Source organism: Aliikangiella aequoris, from assembly GCF_053709105.1.
Genome location: NZ_CM132298.1, coordinates 2,646,356 through 2,663,281, shown reverse-complemented (window position 1 = coordinate 2,663,281; position 16,926 = coordinate 2,646,356). Strand labels below are relative to the sequence as shown.

The following is a 16,926-nucleotide window of genomic DNA, read 5'->3' as shown; positions in this document are numbered from 1 at the left end:
CTATACGGTAATCGAATTCTAAATGCAAATCATTTGCAATAGTAAATGCGATTAATTGTTATTTGATGAGGTTGTTCAATTTAAAACCGTAAAAATTCTTGGTAAACACTAGCTTTCTAGCGATTTTTCGACAGAGTGTTTGGCTATTTATTTAAGCTTTTAGCTTTTTAAGGTCTTAATCATAAAGCGGTTAGGATCCACCGCTTGAGCAATCCTAGGCGATAAAGGGGATGGTTGGTTATTGATTAAGGCGGCTAAATGTTGACTGGCCAGTAAACTATAAAGCAGCCCATGAGAACCATAGGCGGTATTTAGCCAAAGCCCCTGCTGATAATAGCTTGTTTGTGGCTTAAGCTGAATTTTTCGCTGGCCGAGTTGGGCGAAGTCTTGTTGAATAGCTTTGGCATTGGGTACTCCGCCGACGATAGGTAAGCGATCGGAAGCATGCAGTCTATACCCTTGGGTGGCAAAATTTACCTCGTCGATATTAGGTACTGGCGGAAGCAGGTGAAGCTTAAGTAATTCGTTCGCCTGATTAAATAAGACTTGTTGATCGCTTGGCTCTAAACTATTAGGCATAGGGTTACTAAGCATTAATTGTTGCGCCACTGTTTTAAATGTACTGCCAATATGAAACCTTTGGTTTCCTAGTGGAACAATATAGCTCTTGCCACATAAAGGCGCATTTAATTGCTTTGCTAAATCTGCATGGTGAAACACGCCTGTTTGACCTTGGGTTATGTGGGTCGCTAACCCTGTATTAGTGGCGTTAATGAGGCTATGGTTTAAACTGGCTCCACCACAGAAAATAACGTGACTAAAGTGCTGAGTTGTTTCTATCTGCTTAGTCTTCAAGGTCAGTTGATGTTGGCCCTGATCTTTGGAATTGATATGCATCAACTGAGTTGAAAGTAAACAAGTAAGCTTGTCGCTTGAACAAAGCGCGATTAACAATTGGCAGAATGCGTTTAGATTAAGCGCACCAGCTTGAGTAAAAACAATGCTTTGCTGCTGATGTGACGATGGTTTATATTTTAGCCAGTCGGCAATCTCTAAGCGATTAAATAGGTTAAACAGCGCATCGGCTTTGTCTCGTTCGAGAGAGCGCTGCAAGTTTTTGCGCAAATCGAGTTGAGCACGTTGTTGACAACTTAATTGATTAAGAAAGCTGACTAGAACTTGATAGGCCTGCCAGTTAAATTGGCTAGCGTAATTTATATCTAGGGTAATTTGAGGGTGAAAAATCCCGGCAGCTGCGGCAGAAGCTGCACTGGCTAATTGAGGGGTTTGCTCAATTAGAGTGACCTGATAACCTTGATTCACTAAGGTAAAGGCAGTTGCGCACCCCGCAATGCCTGCACCAATTACTGCAATACTTTGGTTGTTTTGGGCTAACGAAGGTTGTGTGGCATAGCGAAACCAAGGTTTAGATTTTTTCAAGTTTAGGAAATTCGCTTGTTGGGTTGAGCCCACCTCAATGGGGGGAGCTAACGGAGTACCATTAAAAGTAGCGCAGAGCATTTCTCTTTTTTTGGCAAAGCCTTTGCGTTTTTGTATGCTAAAGCCGACTTGAATTAAGGGTTTTTTTACTGCCGCTGCTACGCTAAAAGAAGCTGCGCGAGTAGCAGAGTGGCTGAGTTGAGCCATTTTTTTGCAAGTTGGCAAGTTCCACATTGATTCGTTTTTAGCAGGCGCAAAGCCATCCAGAAACCAATGGTCAACCTTAAGCATCGGGCGGCTGGTTTGTTCGTCTATTAAATCCTGTAAAGCATCTTCTACCGGCATAAATAATAACGTTAGACTAATATTAAGTCGCTTAAATTTAATTTGAAAGCGTCCGTAAGTTGGGGCTGGATAGTTTTGCAGCAAATGCTCGCTGATCTGCTTAAACTCGGGCCACAGAGAATGCGCTTTTACAAGATCGCTATGTTTGAAAGGCCGCTTTTCTATTGAAATATATTCTAAATGCTGTTGATTTAAGTTGGGGTTGTTCTGATTTTTCTGCTGCCAATGGTGTGCGCAAACTAAAAAATTGAGGCCGCTACCAAAACCGAGTTCTGCGACATAATAGTGTTGCTGTTTAGCGCTTTGCCAATCCTCTAAAAGGTGGTTTCCTTGAATAAAAACATGTTCTGTTTCGGCCACGCCATCTAATTGCGAAAAGTAGATGTCGTTAAACTCAAGACTAATAGGGAGGCCTTCTCGCCACTCGATTTGCGCCGGCTTTACTTGGGCAAACCGAGCTAAATGGGCGCTAGACATATTCGATTTTACTCTCAGGTAATTTTGACTTTGCGCTAGTTTATTTTAGTCTCTAATTAATTCTAAAAACTCAGCACGTGTAGCAGGTTTAGAGCGGAAAGTCCCAAGCATTACCGAAGTTTTCATGGTTGAGTTTTGCTTTTCTACGCCGCGCATCATCATACACATGTGTTTAGCTTCAACAATCACTCCTACTCCGGAAGCCCCTGTCACTTGCATAATCGCTTCTGCAATTTGCTTGGTCATATTCTCTTGGATTTGGAGGCGACGCCCAAACATATCAACGATTCGAGCAATTTTAGAAAGCCCTATAACCTTGCCTGTTGGTAAATAGGCTACATGGCATTTGCCAATAAATGGTAGTAAGTGATGTTCGCACAGAGAGTAAAGTTCAATGTCTTTCACAATGACCATTTCATCGTTGTCTGACTCAAAGATTGCATTGTTGACTACTTCGTCTAATGACTGCTGATACCCGCGAGTTAAAAACTGCATAGCTTTGGCTGCTCTTTTCGGTGTGTCGATTAAGCCGTCTCTAGAAACGTTTTCGCCTAATTCAGTTAAAAGCTCGCTATAAAGTCCAGCTATTTTGTCACTCATTGGTTTTCCAAGGGTTATCGATAAAGCTGGCTATTGTAATCGACCTAGCCTTTTTAGCCAAGCGCTAACCATAATCCAACGCCAAACATTAACGAACCAGAAAGTCGGTTAATTGTTTTTACATTTTGTTGATTTCGCACTAGCTTACTTAAAGTATGTCCGCCAGTAGCATACAAGGTCATAAAGATAAACTCGCTAACTAATATGATTAAAACTAATGCAGACAATTGAGGGGTGAGAGGGAGCTCAGGGTTAATAAAAGGGGGCAATAAAGAAATAGTAAAAGCCCAGCCTTTAGGGTTAGCAATTGCAGTGACAAATCCTTGTAACATAAGTCTTAGCTCAGAAAATTGGACTTCTTGTGCGTCTAAATTAAGTGCCATTTTACCTTTTGAGCGCCACATTTGAATACCTAAGTAAATCAGGTAGGCTCCGCCGAGGTATTTAACTAAATTAAATACTCCGGGGTAATGTAACATGACACTCGCCACTCCAATCACGGCTGAAATAGAAACAATTGCGACTCCAACGAGTTCACCCCACATCATCCATAGGGTTTTCTTTAAGCCTACCGTCATTCCTAAAGTCAGCGCTAGAGTCATACACATGCCTGGGGTGGCAGAAACTAGCATAAAGGTAGGTATAAACAGAGCGAGTAAGGTGTAGTCGAGCAGCATAAGTATCAAAATCTTAAAATTCTAAGAGGGCGCATACTAACTAATTCGTAGGCTAAGTTAAAGCAATTCTTTGTTGTTGCTAAGCTAGTTTTTGGCGAGATTATTCAGTTTAAATTGTAATAAAAGCGCTTTTGAGTTCATTCGGTTTTAAGTTATTGGTAAACCGCTATATTGTCTGCAAAAGCTGACATTAACTATCAATGATGGCTGACAAATTAATACTGCCTTAGCTGAAAGACAGCTGGCGCGTATGGTGCTTAAATTACAACCTGACAAGACAAGTTTTTGTTAGCTATTTTGAATTGAATCGATTTTCTATTCGTCATTGCTTAGTTTTGTGCATGGCTAACTTCAATGCTCGGCTAACTTCAATGCTCGGCTAACTTAAATGCTTGGTTAACATCGGGTGAAAGTAATTTGCTTTCAGAATGCATCGTTTAAATGGACGAAAGAGAGGGAAGAATGCAGCAAGTTAAAGCGCAGCAAAAGTCAGACTTAAGCGCTAGATTGATGGGTTTTTTTAGTTTCGAAAAAACCTTGTTGGTGGTTGTCGTTTTTTTATTAGTCAGTCAGCGAGGCGAAGTGCAGCCAGAAGTTATAAGAGCGAATTTAAGTGATACGCAAGTACAACAAATCACGAGCGCTATAGTCGCTAATCAAAGCCTAAATCAAATTAATAGCTCGCAGTATGAGCAAGATAGTAACAACCAGATCCGTCAGATTAACGCTCAAGTTATCGAAGAAATAAAATTGCTAAAGGATGAAATTACGCTGTTGCAACAAGATTTAGCGCAGCGCAAAAATTCGCATTTAGGGAGTGCCACAGAAATTCCCTTAGAACAACAGCAACAAGCCGTTGCACAAATTGAATTGCGTTTACAGCAAGCCATTCAAAATGGAAGTTGGAGCGCTAATGACAGTGAGTCAATTATTGAGCACGTCGCGCTGATTAGTCTTCATGAAAGAATGAGGCTACTCGACTTATTCGCGCAGGCTGCTGAACAAGGGTTAAGCTCAATTGCTGAATACCCGCCGCCCCTATAAACGAGGCGTAAAGCATTACGTTACTTGGTGCTAAGTGAGTAAAAAAGTGCAGCAAGTTAGGTAATAGAAGTAAAGCGCGTGACGAGCACTTTACCCTTTTAAATCAAAACTGGAGATAAGGATATGCGAAAGTTATTAATTATTAGCGCTATTGCAACACTAGGATTTGCTTCATCAGTGTCAGCTCAAATTTTAGGCAGTGTGATAGTAAACTCAACCAATACTTCGATGACGGGGCAGTTTAATGTGGGTACTTCTCCTACTGCAGGGCATGCCAATAGTTATATTTGGGGTAACGGATATGCCAATAGTAGTATTGGTTTCGGTGGGCGAGACGCAGTGAGTGGGCGCAGCTTTTATTGCACAATTCCGGTAGGAAATGCTTTATACGATGCAGCAGTAAATATTCGTAATAACCTTGGCCCAATGACTTATTTGCGGGTCAATAAGTCAAGTACGAGTAGTACCTGTACTAGCGTGTTTGTACTTAAGGACTCTAGAAGGCATGGCTAGTTGCTTATAAGTCACCCTATCTATAGGTTGTTGAAAGGCAGTGCTTTTGTGGCATTGCCTTTTTTTTGACTAACGGTTTAGGCTTTTTAATCAAGTAGCTTATTTAAGTGTTTTATCACTAAGAGGGGTTAAATTTAGCGGTAAATAAGAAAAATGCGCTAAAACAGACTACATTTACTAAAGGTAAGCGGTATTCAAGTTTTATCTAAGTCGGGATGACCTAGTAATAAAAAGTAGCTTTAATTAAAACCGGTCAAGTTTATAGTAACAGCTGAGAGTCTATTGGAACCACGAAGTTTACAAGAAAGAGTATTAATTGGGTTAGGCGCTTTAGGTGCCGCGGTCATTTTCCCTTTTAGCATTATTCGCTTTTTAAATAGTGAATGGCTTATCGCAATCATCGACTTACTCATTGCTGGGGTTATGGCGCTAATATGTGGCTATGTATTTCGGACGCGCAAAGTGGCATTTCCGAGTTATGCGCTATCTTTAATTTCGGCTGCTGGGGTTATTTTGAGTGTTTCAGTTAAAGGTAGCTCGCAGATATTTTGGGTCTATCCGGCAATTTTAGCCGCCTATTATTTAATTAAGCCCAATGCCGCTGCGTTGGTGAGTTTGTTTGCTAGTGTCACTTGTATCGGTTTAATTGGGTTAGAAGCGAATACGGTAAATTTGTTAAGTATTAGTGCAACCTTATTTATGACCAATGGCTTTGCCTATGTATTTGCTAAAAGCATGCATGACAACCAAGCTAGATTGACCAATGAAGCAGGACGTGACCCATTAACCGGGTGTGGTAATCGTCGCTCGTTAAACGAAAAACTTGCTGAAGTAGTTGAAACACAAGCTCGGCAACCGAGTTCGATTTGTTTGTTTTTATTAGATTTAGACTATTTTAAAATGGTAAATGACCGATACGGACATAAAGCAGGCGATGATGTTTTAGTTGAAGTCGTTGAAATTATCAATAATCGAATTCGAGTCACTGACGCGCTTTACCGTTTTGGCGGCGAAGAATTTATCATCGTTCCCTTACCCATTGAAATTACTCAAGCTATTAATCTTGCTGAAGAGCTTCGCCAATTAGTGGCGAATACTAATTTTAAAAACCGAATTAAACTTACCATTTCAATTGGGCTTGCCCAGTATAACCCTCGCGAATCAGCGTCTGATTGGCTGTCTCGCGCAGACAAGGCGTTATATCAAGCTAAAGAGACAGGCCGAAATAAATGCTGTATTGCCGAGTAGCTAACTTCCTTGGTGAGCTAGTCTCGACAGTTATGTTGTTTCAGCGTTAAACTATAGGCTTTTCAAGTACAAGACCATATTCTGTGAGCTCAATAAAAAAGTTCAGCCTAGTTGCTGACGAAAATATGCCTTTGTTAGACGAGCTCTTTGCTTGTTTTGCTCAAATTCAAAAGTTGCCTGGTCGAGAAATAAAAGCGACGCATTTAGTCGCAGCTGATGCGCTATTGTGCCGTTCGGTGACTCAAGTTAATGCTACCTTGTTAAATGAAAGTCCGGTTAAATTTGTGGGTAGTGCAACCATTGGAATTGATCACTTAGATACTCAATGGCTCGATAATAATAAAATCACATGGACTAACGCCGCAGGCTGCAACGCTGCCGCAGTCGCTCAATATGTTATTAGTGCCATCAGCCATTGGTGTTTGCATAAGCATAAAAAAATAACCGAGCTTAAAGTTGCAATTGTTGGCGCGGGTAACGTAGGTAGTCTGTTAGCCGCGTATCTTAATATTCTTTGTGTTGACTATGTGTTGTGTGATCCGCCGTTAAAAAAATGTGGTGATAAAAGACGTTTTGTTAGTTTTGAAGAAGCGCTTAACTGCGATGTGGTCAGTCTGCATGTTCCTTTAACACATAACGGAGACTGCCCAACCTACCATTTGTTAAACGCGAATAATTTAAATCGTTTAAAACACAACCAGTTAGTGATTAATTCCGCACGAGGTGGCGTTATTGATAACTTAGCATTACGCAGTTATTTAAATCAGCCGCAGCACGCAGATTTTGCTTTAGATGTTTTCGAAAACGAACCTCATATTGATGGCGAGCTGGTCAAGCGCTGTTGGCTGGCAACTCCCCATATCGCTGGGCACACCTTAGAGGGCAAGTTAAGAGGAAGTTTTTTTATTTATCAAGCGTTTTGCCAACACTTTGGAATTTCGCCAACTGTGCTTGAAGAAACGATTTATCCACCTGTTCAATCACTTAATGTTGACTTAGGCCTTAGTGTCGAATCGGTATTGTTAAAAATTTATGACATAGCGAAAGATAGCGAAGCTTTAAGTAAGCAAGTTGAAATATCAGAAGATTTTGGTCAGAGTTTCGATAAATTAAGAAAGCACTATTTGCGCTCTCATAATCAAACACGAAGAGATTATTCGGGCTGGTTCGTAGCCGAGGCAGACAAAAAAACAAAGCACCTAAATGACTTAATAAAGACTCTTAAGCGCCTAACCGCAATACCTTAGCTTTTATTAGTAAAAAACATTCGCTCTACTCGCATCTAAATCGACTATTATAGTCCGCCAACTTCTATTTTATTTCTTCCACTGTGTTTGGCTTTATAAAGTGCTTGGTCGGCGTCATTGATCAAGCTGCTTTGGATGTTAAGCGGGTTGATTTTGTTTTTATCTTGGGGCTGCCAGCAGCTTACGCCAATTGATACAGTGAGTTGGATTTTTTGGTGGTCGGCTAATTTAATGCACAGCTCTGCAATGTTTTTTCTAATTCTTTCCGCTATTTTTTGTGCGGTTTCTAGTTGGCACTCGGTAAGTAAAATAGCGAATTCTTCACCGCCAAAGCGGGCTAGTGTATCTGATGTTCTAAGCACTGGTTTAATAGCTTTTGCTACTTGAACTAACGCTTCGTCACCAGCATGGTGACCATATTTATCATTGATTTTTTTAAAATGATCAATATCTAAATAAAGACAGCACAATGGCTCTAAAGAACGGCTCGCTTTAGCTATTTCTTTTGCCATAGCTTGGAAGAAGTAGCGTCGGTTTTTAGTTCGAGTTAATACATCTACCAAACTTAAATGAATAAACCTTTCTTGATTTAATGAGTTTTCAATACACACGCTAATAATAGAGCCTAAATGCTCTAAAAAATTGGTTGCTAAGCTGGGCTCAAATCGTTGTTGGTCGGTGCTGCCAATTTGGAGGCTCGCAATGAGTTGGTTGTTGCGCATCAGAGGCATTAATACCGCACTTTTTAGGTGACTGCATTGAGCTTTAAAGACTGAATTGATAGTTGAAGTTGATTGGGTTAACTGAAGTTGGGCAGTAGAGCCTTTAATCTCTTTTTGTGCTTGCTGTTGGTTAATTTGATAAAGTGCTTCTAGTTCAGTTACTGTATGACTAAAGTGCAAATTATGAAAGTCTAATTCGCCGTAAATTTCTTCGCAAAGCGATTTAATTTCATTGCCATTGTCAAAAATAACAAGCTCGACTTCTTGGATATTAAACTTAGTTTTAAAGTCAATTAATAAACGCTTAAGTAAAGTCTTAAAATTACTTGCCTGTAAAAAGAAAAGTTCTAGTTGGTAAAAGTTTTCTTGAGTGCGTTGGTTTTCTTTGGCGCTTGTTAAAAGTTGTTCTAAAACACGTTTTACTTTTGCGTGATCAGCCACAAGGTTTTTATTGTCAATTTCGAGAATACGTAACTGTTGGGTTAAGTCTGTCATTTTATGGCCTAGTGGCGTTTATAGTGGCAATCTTTACCGATTTTTTGTAAAAATCAGTAGAGCGCATACTTTATAACGATAAGTTTTCAAATATATTGTGGTCATTCCTATTACTATTATTAAAGCCTAGTCAATAGCGTCTGCTTTTGCTTAGAAATCTGTGCTTCAAGTTATTGGTTTATAATATAAAATGTGTTCATAGAATCAAAGGCTTAAACCCAACATAGTGCAATCCATTGAACTTTGAGATATTTTAAAGTACTAAGAAGGATAACTAGCTGCGAATAATCTTCTATACTGTTAATAAGGGATTGTAACTAACCCATCGTTGTTCCCGCTAGTTAACTCAATTAACCTTAGTTAATTAAATCTAGTGTAATCGATAAGCCGCAGTCACAGGGAACCTAAATAAATGGCTAAAAAAGACATAGATATGGTGAAACCAGAAGATAAAGTAACTTGGACTAGCGAGAAAATCGCGGAAAGGTCAGGTGAAGATAGGCGCACTGGAGAAGATCGTCGCCAGCTAAGCGGTAGAGCGATCACTGTTCCTGATATGCGTTCTGGTATTGATCGTCGCACTGGCGAAGATCGACGAAAGGTTCGCTTGACTATAACAGGCCGGGCTATTGATATTTAACTATTAATATTTTTCTATTTATATTTAGCTATTTATATTTCGACTGTTGCAGCCACCAATCTATATTTGGCTCACAACTAGGTACTACTCAATAAAATACTGCTTGCATAACTAGTTGCCGGTTGTTAGTATTTGCTTGTTGAGAGCGAGTGACTAAATAACTAAATTAAGCTTTATTTTAATCCTAAGTTAGATTGCTTTAGTTAATGTAAAGCTTCCCGGCTTTTTCTCCACAAGAAATTTTATCGTCGTCGGGTGGCTCCAAGTTATTTTTCGGTTAATGACCTAACACAGGGGCGTGAAGGGCGTTAGCTTCTTCGCTCTCAACTTTTTTTTTAACGAACCTCCAAGTAGTCTAATTATTTGATTTTTATGATATTCTTGTGCTCGAGGGTGCATAGATAAAACTGAAAAGCTTTATCTATGCATGTTTTAGGTGAATCTTAAGGTGTTTTAAGATGAATCATTTCCCTTAGTTTTGTATTTGAGACCTTAATTATGCTTGAGTATTTTTCTAATATGGCAAAAATTGAATGGGTGTTACTGTCTATAGCCGCGATTGGCGTTGTCGTTTTATTTATTGGTTTATATTTAGTTCGGCTTAGCCAGCTACTTAAAGGCGATAGCCTAACGCATCAGTTGGCTGCCATGGCCGAGTCTCATGCTGCCAGCGTTGCACAAATTGAAGCAAAACTAGAGTCTAACCAGCAACGCCTATTTGACAATTTAAGTCAAGATAGAGAGCGACAGCTTAACTCTATTGCAGCTTTGCGGCTCGACTTAGAGCAGCGCTTTTCTCTGTCTAGTAAGGTTTTAAGTGAAGATATACAAAGCTTTAAGCTTCAAATGGTTGAACATTTTGAAAAATTAAAGCGTGCTACGTTACAGTCTATGAGCGAAGGACATTTGACCTTAACCACTCATTTAAATCAGTTTTCTAAACAGTCTAACGAAGCTTTAATGCGCTTTCAGTCTGAGACGCAGTCTCAATTTGATCACAAAATATCTCAAGGGCTAAGTTTACTTAACCAAAATTTAGATAAAAGCATTAAACAGCAAAACGAGCAGTTAAAGCAGAGTCTTAATTTTTTAACAGAGTCAACTGATAAACGCTTAAGAGAGATTAGTGGTCAAGTTGAAAAGCGCTTAACCGAAGGCTTTGAAAAAACTACTCAAACCTTTCAAGACGTATTACAGCGGCTTGCTCTAATTGATGATGCCCAGAAGAAAATTACCGAACTGTCGAGTAATGTAATGAGTTTGCAAGAAGTTTTAAATGACAAACGTTCACGGGGCGCGTTTGGTGAAGTTCAGCTGCAGTCGCTTATAAGCAATACCATGCCTGATAGTCATTACAAGATGCAGTATAAACTGAGCAATGGGAAAATTGCAGACTGTATGCTAGAGCTTCCAGAGCCTTCTGGAAGAATAGCAATTGATGCAAAGTTTCCGCTGGAAAGTTATCGTAAAATGACTGATGTCCAACTGAGCGACATTGAGCGCGCAAGCTGTAGAAAACAGTTTTCAAAAGACATTAAAAAGCATATTTTTGATATATCAGGTAAGTACATACTACCGCCTGAAACTGGCGACGGGGCGGTTATGTTTATTCCTGCTGAAAGCGTTTTTGCTGAAATCCATGGCAGCCATCCTGAGTTAGTTGAGCTGGCATACCAAAAGAAAGTTTGGCTGGTTTCACCGACGACTTTAATGGCCATATTAACCACGGCTTCTAGTGTCATTAAAGACGAGCAAACTCGGCAGCAAGTACACATCATTAAACAGCATTTAGGCGCACTGGCCACTGATTTTGGCAGGTTTCAAACCCGAATGGACAATCTGGCGAAGCATATTGGACAGGTATCGAAAGACGTTGAGCAAGTACATGTTTCCGCTAGTAAAATATCTTCTCGGTTTGAGAAAATAGAGAAAGTTGAGGTAGAACAAGAGGTTATAGTAAAGTCTGCAGCCCTAAGTTTATCGGCTGAAGACTAAAGCCTAACTAGGTATCAGTGTTTGAATTAATTAAACTGGCTTATGCGAAAAAGTGGCTAATGGCTAAAATTGTGAATTGTTTCTGTTAGTTTTTGTTTAATCAGCTATATTTTATAGATAGACAAACAATTAGGATATCACCATTGCCAATACCAAAAGTAGTCGCTGACCAGCTTGAGCAACTTGCAATAGAGTTTGAAACAATAAAACTGCCTAGTCCTATGCCGTTGCGACAAGTGGCACAGTTTTTAGGAGAAGACGCTAACTTACTTATAAGAACGATTGCGGTAGATGAAGCCAGCCGCAAACAGCTCGTCGTTTTACCCTATACTTCAGTATTAGATGTTAAATTGTTTGTCGGTGAGTCTATAGAAAGCCTAGAGATTTTGCCTTTAGCGGATGCACAAAGCTTATTTGCTTTTCAGGTTGACTCTTCTTTTCCCCCGATTCAAAAGTGTTGTAAAACACGTTTAGTTGTAGACAGCTCTGTGCTAGAAATGCCTTCAGTTATTATAGAAAGTGGAAGCGCCACAGAGCTAATTAAGCTCAGCAGTGAAGCTGCCCATAAACTCTTTGATGAGTGTGAAACCTTCGCTTTTGCAGTTTCAAGTGAAAGACTGTTCGCAGGAAATAACAGCAAAAGTACTAAGCAAGAAGTCGACAGCAGTTTTACGCCTATTCGGCTAAAACAAAGAGTAGACGATACATTCGACTTGCCGTCGATGCCAGAAATTGCACAAGATATAATGAAGTTGCGAGTTGATCCCAGTGCCGACGCAACGCGATTGGCGCAAATAGTAAAACGCGATCCTTCGTTGGCCGCGCAAGTGATTAGCTGGGCCAGTTCTCCCTATTATGGTTACCAGGGCAAAATTGATTCTATAGAAACCGCGATTGCGCGGGTACTAGGTTTTGAGCTAGTGATGAACTTAGCCTTGGGAATTTCAATAGGAAAATCATTAAACGTTCCAATGGAAGGGCCACTCGGCGTCAAAGAATTTTGGCGACAGGCTATCTATTGTGCGAGCCTTTCAGAAAAGCTGTGCCGAGCTATGCCTATAAAGCAACGACCAGAGCGTGGCTTAATATACTTAAGTGGGCTATTACACAACTTTGGACATTTATTACTGGGGCATATCTTTCCGCCCCAATTTGAGTTGGTCAATAAAACTATTTTAGCCAACCCTCATATTGCGGTTGAAGATATCGAGTTTTATATTTTGGGTGTTACTCACGAAGAAATTGGCGCTTGGTTAATGCAAAACTGGCATATGCCCGACGAGCTTATTGTTGCTGTTCATCGCCACCATCAAGAAGAGTTTTGGAGTAAACACGCTGTTTACTCAAATATTGTGCTGGTAGCCAATCGCTTGCTTAAGCGTATAAATATTGGTGATTCTGTTGACACTATTATTCCAGAGTCCACTTTAGAGTTACTGTCAATTGATGAAGAAGTTACCGACAGCGCCCTTAAAGATATTATGCTTGAGTCTGAAAGCTTAGATATTATGGCTAAACAGTTAGTTGCCTAACATTTCAATTTAATCCTTAATCTGTGTAGTGCTCTCTCGTAGAGCGCTGACTTTCTGCTATCATTTCAATTCTCTTAGGTTATTATCAGTCAGTTGTAATAGACTAAAATTAAGTCAATAATATGCCGAGTTCTTGCATAGGACATAAGCCCTCAAGTAGTTAAGTTCAGTTTCTATTCAGTCGAATAGATTTAACATTGCAATCAAGCTAACCATTGATTGCATTTACTTGTGAATTTTCAAACAGTTCTATGTTTATAAAAGCAGTAAAAAATTTTACCAGATCAGCTTGTCAGACATTATCTTCAAGCTAGTGATATAATGCACTTAATAGTTACGCCTTTTGATTGAAACGAGTTAACACAACATGAAAAAATATATACGCTTTTGTTTAACTATCTGGATTGCTTTATTGAGTGTGACTCATGTGAGCGCGGGGCCTTTGGTTAACTCAAATAACGACCAGCCTTGCAAGATCAAAAGCAGCAAGCAAGTTATCGCGACTGCAGAAAAACGAACCGGTGGAAAAGTGGTGAGCATTAAGTTACGTAAAGATACTAAACAGCCAGTTTATCGGGTGAGAGTATTGGTTGATGGAAAAAGAGTGAAAAACCTAACTATTGAGGCCTGTAGGTAGTTTATGAAAGTATTAATTGTAGAAGATGAACAGCAGATCCGAGACAATTTAGTCGCCTCATTTAAGTCTGCTGGATATGCAGTTGAGGCAGCTTCTTCTGGCGAAGATGGCGCATTTTTAGCGGCTGAGTATCCTATCGATATAGCCGTTGTAGATATAGGACTACCTGGTATTTCTGGACTCGAACTTATCGCACAGTTGCGTAAAGATGGTAATCAAATTCCTGTGATTGTTCTTACCGCAAGAGACTCGTGGCAAGATAAAGTAGAGGGTTTGTCAACCGGAGCCGACGACTATATGGCTAAGCCTTTTCAGTTTGAGGAGTTGCTTGCTCGTTGCAATGCGTTGTTGCGGCGAACCGCCGGTTTTGCGTCACCAACAATTCAGTTTGCAGACATAGAGCTTGATACCATGGCACAGTCAATTTGTAAAAATGGTCAATCGATTGAGTTAACTGCTTATGAATATAAAGTTATTGAGTATTTATTTTTAAACCCTAAAAAAGTTGTTTCCAAGACCGAGCTCACCGAGCATATTTACGAGCAAGACTTTGATCGCGACAGCAATGTGCTTGAGGTTTTCGTTGGGCGTTTACGTAAAAAAATTGATCCTGACAAATCGCTTAACCTCATTCAAACTTTGCGTGGGCAAGGTTATCGCTTAAACCCCGAATACTTGAAAAAATAGCCAATGACTACTTGGTCTTTACGCAAGCGAATGATTTCGATTAGCTGCATTGTGGTAGTGATTGCTTTTTCTACTATTTATTTAATTACTAAGTCAGCTTATACAATCGCAAGTAAGTCGCGCCTGCAAGAAAGTCTTGTTGCGCAAATCTATTCATTAATGGCAGTTATAGAAGATGAAAATGGCCAGCTCGAGCTGCGCGAACTACAACGCAATGATCGCCTTAATCATTTAAACTCTGGACTAGTCGCGTATGTTTTAGACATAGATGGTGACTTGATTTGGCGCTCTCGCTCAAGTGATAGTTTTGCGGTACTGCCAAGTGTCGCAGACAATTATTCGTTAACCAGCATTACAGAATCTCATCTAGATGACAGTGCAATGTTTTGGATAGGTGATTCGATTATATGGGAGCATGAAAATGGCGTTGAGGGCGAATATTTATTTTTAATTGGTGAAAAGCAGTCCTTGCTCAAAGCTTCTGTGCGAGAATTTAAACGCGAAGTTGCTTTTTGGTTAGCAGTTACTGCAATTGTGCTGATTGTCTTAATCGCTTTTGCACTTAATCTTTCATTAAAGCCATTACAAAGCGCACAGTCTCAAATTGAATTAATTAGACGAGGTGATGCAGAAAAAATTAATGGTCGTTTTCCTAAAGAACTATTACCTTTGACGAATAGTATTAATCAGTTATTAGCGGGTGAAGCGCAGCAAAAAGTCCGTTATAGAGACTCACTGGGTAATCTAGCGCACAGCTTAAAAACGCCTTTAGCCATTATTAAAAGTGAACTGCCTAATAACGATAGCGAGTTAACGCATTCTCTTAAAAAGCAAGTTAGCCGGATTGATGATATCGTTAAATATCAATTAAATCGTTCAGTGGTTACCGCCGGGCAAACTATGCGCCGAAAAACACCGGTAAAGCCGTCAATTGAAAAAATTGCAGAAGCTTTACGTAAAGTGCATGCACAAAAAGCGATTGAAATATCGACTCAAATAGAAGAGGGCTGTACTTTTCTAGGAGAAAAAGGAGATTTAATGGAGTTAGTCGGAAATTTAGCCGATAACGCCTGTAAATGGGCCGCTTCTAAAGTTGAAATAAATTGCAAACGCGAAGCTAACCTACTCATTATTACTGTAAGCGACGATGGTTGCGGTGTGCCTGAAGCGCAGCGAGCGTTAATCTTAAATAGGGGCAAACGCTTAGATCAGCAGGCAGAAGGGCAGGGACTTGGACTTTCTATTGTGATGGACATTGTTAAAATTTATCAAGGTAACATGCTAATTGATCAGTCTCCTTTGGGTGGAGCGCTGTTTAGGCTAGAGCTGCCGAGCTTAGCTTAAGTTAAACCGCTTATTGCCTACGCTAAATCCTTTTAACGTATAACTAATTATTAATAAAGTGACGAATTAATCTCGCAATAATCGAGACCTATGATATCATGACTACTTATTAAAGTAGTACTTGAGCTGCTAGGCTTTTAGGTTGGGATTAACGAATCATTATGCGGAAAATAATCCATGTCGATTTAGATTGTTTTTATGCCGCAGTCGAAATGCGGGATAATCCGGCCTTAGCCAATCTTCCTGTGGCTGTCGGTGGCCAGCCGCATTCCCGCGGCGTTATTTCTACCTGTAATTATGAAGCGAGGCGCTACGGTGTGCACTCGGCTATGCCGAGCGCACACGCAGCGCGGTTGTGCCCCGACTTAGTGTTTGTCAAAACCAATATGGCCAAATATAAGCAAGAGTCACAGCGGATTCGAAAAATAATGTCTCGTTATAGTGAAAAGCTAGAACCTTTATCACTTGATGAAGCTTATCTTGATGTAACCGACTCTCCTCATTGCCAAGGTAGTGCTACTTGGATTGCTGAAGCGATATGTGCCGAAATATTCGAAACTTGTAAATTAACCGCATCTGCTGGAGTTGCGCGAACCAAGTTTTTAGCTAAAGTGGCCAGTGACTGGAATAAACCCAATGGAATTAAAGTCGTTTTACCGCAAGATGAAGGCACTTTTATTGATATGCTTCCCGTAAAAAAATTACACGGCGTTGGAAAAGTAATGGCACGTAAGCTAGAAGCTATGGACGTTTTTAATTGTCGAGAGCTGCGCCAAATTGAGCTAGAAGTGTTATTGAAAAGGTTTGGAAAGATGGGAAAGTATTTGTATGATCTTTGCCGCGGAATTGATTTACGTGAGGTGCGCTGTGACTCTCACAGAAAATCATTGAGCGTAGAAACTACTTTTTCGGAAAATATTGAGTCATGGGAAGAGTGTGAAAATGCGCTACACCGTTTAGTTTCAAGTCTTTCTCAACGGTTGGAAAAAGCGGGTAATGTAGAAAGAATTCGAAAAGTTTATGTAAAAATAAAACAGGAGAATTTTCAAATTCATTCGGCAGAGTCAATATCGATAGGGCTAGATATAAAGCTGTTAGTCGCCTTACTCAAACGATTACGAGTTCAATATTCCAAACCAATTCGTTTAATGGGAATTGGGGTAAGGTTTCCGCAGGAGAGCACTGGGTTAAATGCACAACAATTAAAGATTCCATTTTAATTAGTGCAAATAACCGCTAAGCGGGAGTTACTAGCTCCTATACCGTTAGACTGGCACGCATTT

Annotated in this window: 15 protein-coding genes; 11 read left to right on the top strand and 4 right to left on the bottom strand. The window is 40.0% G+C overall.

What is annotated here, in order from left to right; genetic code table 11:
* Positions 1–159 precede the first annotated feature (159 nt).
* Genes mnmC1 through ACUR5C_RS11480 form a run of 3 tightly spaced genes read right to left on the bottom strand, consistent with a single transcriptional unit; the run spans position 160 to position 3,539 of the window.
* Complete coding sequence (gene mnmC1, locus ACUR5C_RS11490; protein ID WP_454465271.1) at positions 160–2,262, bottom strand: FAD-dependent 5-carboxymethylaminomethyl-2-thiouridine(34) oxidoreductase MnmC1; 2,103 nt, start codon at positions 2,260–2,262, stop codon at positions 160–162.
* A 45-nt stretch (positions 2,263–2,307) separates the two neighbouring features.
* Positions 2,308–2,862 carry a GTP cyclohydrolase I FolE gene (folE, locus tag ACUR5C_RS11485; RefSeq protein WP_454465270.1) on the bottom strand — a complete coding sequence of 185 codons (555 nt, stop codon included), beginning with the start codon at positions 2,860–2,862 and terminating at the stop codon, positions 2,308–2,310.
* Between the two features lie 53 nt (positions 2,863–2,915).
* The gene (locus tag ACUR5C_RS11480) at positions 2,916–3,539 is read right to left on the bottom strand and encodes a LysE family translocator (RefSeq protein WP_454465269.1); all 624 of its coding nucleotides are present in this window, start codon (positions 3,537–3,539) and stop codon (positions 2,916–2,918) included.
* Positions 3,540–4,001: 462 nt separating this feature from the next.
* Between ACUR5C_RS11480 and ACUR5C_RS11475 the strand changes: the two genes are divergently transcribed.
* From ACUR5C_RS11475 to ACUR5C_RS11460, 4 genes are all read left to right on the top strand, one after another.
* Positions 4,002–4,583, top strand: coding sequence for a hypothetical protein (locus ACUR5C_RS11475; RefSeq protein ID WP_454465268.1), 582 nt, complete (start codon positions 4,002–4,004; stop codon positions 4,581–4,583).
* A gap of 123 nt (positions 4,584–4,706) precedes the next feature.
* Positions 4,707–5,096, top strand: coding sequence for a hypothetical protein (locus tag ACUR5C_RS11470; RefSeq protein WP_454465267.1), 390 nt, complete (start codon positions 4,707–4,709; stop codon positions 5,094–5,096).
* Positions 5,097–5,378: 282 nt separating this feature from the next.
* Entirely contained in the window at positions 5,379–6,344 is a 966-nt protein-coding gene (locus tag ACUR5C_RS11465; RefSeq protein WP_454465266.1) for a GGDEF domain-containing protein, read from the top strand.
* Between the two features lie 83 nt (positions 6,345–6,427).
* Entirely contained in the window at positions 6,428–7,591 is a 1,164-nt protein-coding gene (locus ACUR5C_RS11460) for a 4-phosphoerythronate dehydrogenase (RefSeq protein WP_454465265.1), read from the top strand.
* A gap of 47 nt (positions 7,592–7,638) precedes the next feature.
* Here ACUR5C_RS11460 and ACUR5C_RS11455 read toward each other — a convergent pair whose 3' ends face one another.
* Positions 7,639–8,808, bottom strand: a complete 1,170-nt coding sequence (locus tag ACUR5C_RS11455; protein WP_454465264.1) for a DUF484 family protein — start codon at positions 8,806–8,808, stop codon at positions 7,639–7,641.
* 412 nt (positions 8,809–9,220) lie between these two features.
* Between ACUR5C_RS11455 and ACUR5C_RS11450 the strand changes: the two genes are divergently transcribed.
* From ACUR5C_RS11450 to dinB, 7 genes are all read left to right on the top strand, one after another.
* A complete protein-coding gene (locus tag ACUR5C_RS11450; RefSeq protein WP_454465263.1) occupies positions 9,221–9,448 on the top strand; it encodes a hypothetical protein in 228 nt (75 codons plus the stop codon).
* A 498-nt stretch (positions 9,449–9,946) separates the two neighbouring features.
* On the top strand, positions 9,947–11,443 hold the full coding sequence (locus tag ACUR5C_RS11445; protein WP_454465262.1) for a DNA recombination protein RmuC: 1,497 nt from the start codon (positions 9,947–9,949) through the stop codon (positions 11,441–11,443).
* Positions 11,444–11,586: 143 nt separating this feature from the next.
* Positions 11,587–12,975, top strand: coding sequence for an HDOD domain-containing protein (locus ACUR5C_RS11440; RefSeq protein ID WP_454465261.1), 1,389 nt, complete (start codon positions 11,587–11,589; stop codon positions 12,973–12,975).
* 367 nt (positions 12,976–13,342) lie between these two features.
* Entirely contained in the window at positions 13,343–13,612 is a 270-nt protein-coding gene (locus ACUR5C_RS11435) for a PepSY domain-containing protein (RefSeq protein ID WP_454465260.1), read from the top strand.
* A 3-nt stretch (positions 13,613–13,615) separates the two neighbouring features.
* A complete protein-coding gene (locus tag ACUR5C_RS11430) occupies positions 13,616–14,299 on the top strand; it encodes a response regulator transcription factor (protein ID WP_454465259.1) in 684 nt (227 codons plus the stop codon).
* Between the two features lie 3 nt (positions 14,300–14,302).
* Positions 14,303–15,643: an ATP-binding protein gene (locus ACUR5C_RS11425; protein ID WP_454465258.1), complete on the top strand. Its 1,341-nt coding sequence runs from the start codon at positions 14,303–14,305 to the stop codon at positions 15,641–15,643.
* A 161-nt stretch (positions 15,644–15,804) separates the two neighbouring features.
* The gene (gene dinB, locus ACUR5C_RS11420; RefSeq protein WP_454465257.1) at positions 15,805–16,863 is read left to right on the top strand and encodes a DNA polymerase IV; all 1,059 of its coding nucleotides are present in this window, start codon (positions 15,805–15,807) and stop codon (positions 16,861–16,863) included.
* Positions 16,864–16,926 lie beyond the last annotated feature (63 nt).

What these genes read in the sequence shown, in the direction of transcription:
- mnmC1 (WP_454465271.1), bottom strand. Translation starts at nt 2,262, where the DNA reads ATGTCTAGCGCCCATTTAGCTCGGTTTGCCCAAGTAAAGCCGGCGCAA.
- folE (WP_454465270.1), bottom strand. Translation starts at nt 2,862, where the DNA reads ATGAGTGACAAAATAGCTGGACTTTATAGCGAGCTTTTAACTGAATTA.
- ACUR5C_RS11480 (WP_454465269.1), bottom strand. Translation starts at nt 3,539, where the DNA reads ATGCTGCTCGACTACACCTTACTCGCTCTGTTTATACCTACCTTTATG.
- ACUR5C_RS11475 (WP_454465268.1), top strand. Translation starts at nt 4,002, where the DNA reads ATGCAGCAAGTTAAAGCGCAGCAAAAGTCAGACTTAAGCGCTAGATTG.
- ACUR5C_RS11470 (WP_454465267.1), top strand. Translation starts at nt 4,707, where the DNA reads ATGCGAAAGTTATTAATTATTAGCGCTATTGCAACACTAGGATTTGCT.
- ACUR5C_RS11455 (WP_454465264.1), bottom strand. Translation starts at nt 8,808, where the DNA reads ATGACAGACTTAACCCAACAGTTACGTATTCTCGAAATTGACAATAAA.
- ACUR5C_RS11450 (WP_454465263.1), top strand. Translation starts at nt 9,221, where the DNA reads ATGGCTAAAAAAGACATAGATATGGTGAAACCAGAAGATAAAGTAACT.
- ACUR5C_RS11445 (WP_454465262.1), top strand. Translation starts at nt 9,947, where the DNA reads ATGCTTGAGTATTTTTCTAATATGGCAAAAATTGAATGGGTGTTACTG.
- ACUR5C_RS11435 (WP_454465260.1), top strand. Translation starts at nt 13,343, where the DNA reads ATGAAAAAATATATACGCTTTTGTTTAACTATCTGGATTGCTTTATTG.
- ACUR5C_RS11430 (WP_454465259.1), top strand. Translation starts at nt 13,616, where the DNA reads ATGAAAGTATTAATTGTAGAAGATGAACAGCAGATCCGAGACAATTTA.
- ACUR5C_RS11425 (WP_454465258.1), top strand. Translation starts at nt 14,303, where the DNA reads ATGACTACTTGGTCTTTACGCAAGCGAATGATTTCGATTAGCTGCATT.
- dinB (WP_454465257.1), top strand. Translation starts at nt 15,805, where the DNA reads ATGCGGAAAATAATCCATGTCGATTTAGATTGTTTTTATGCCGCAGTC.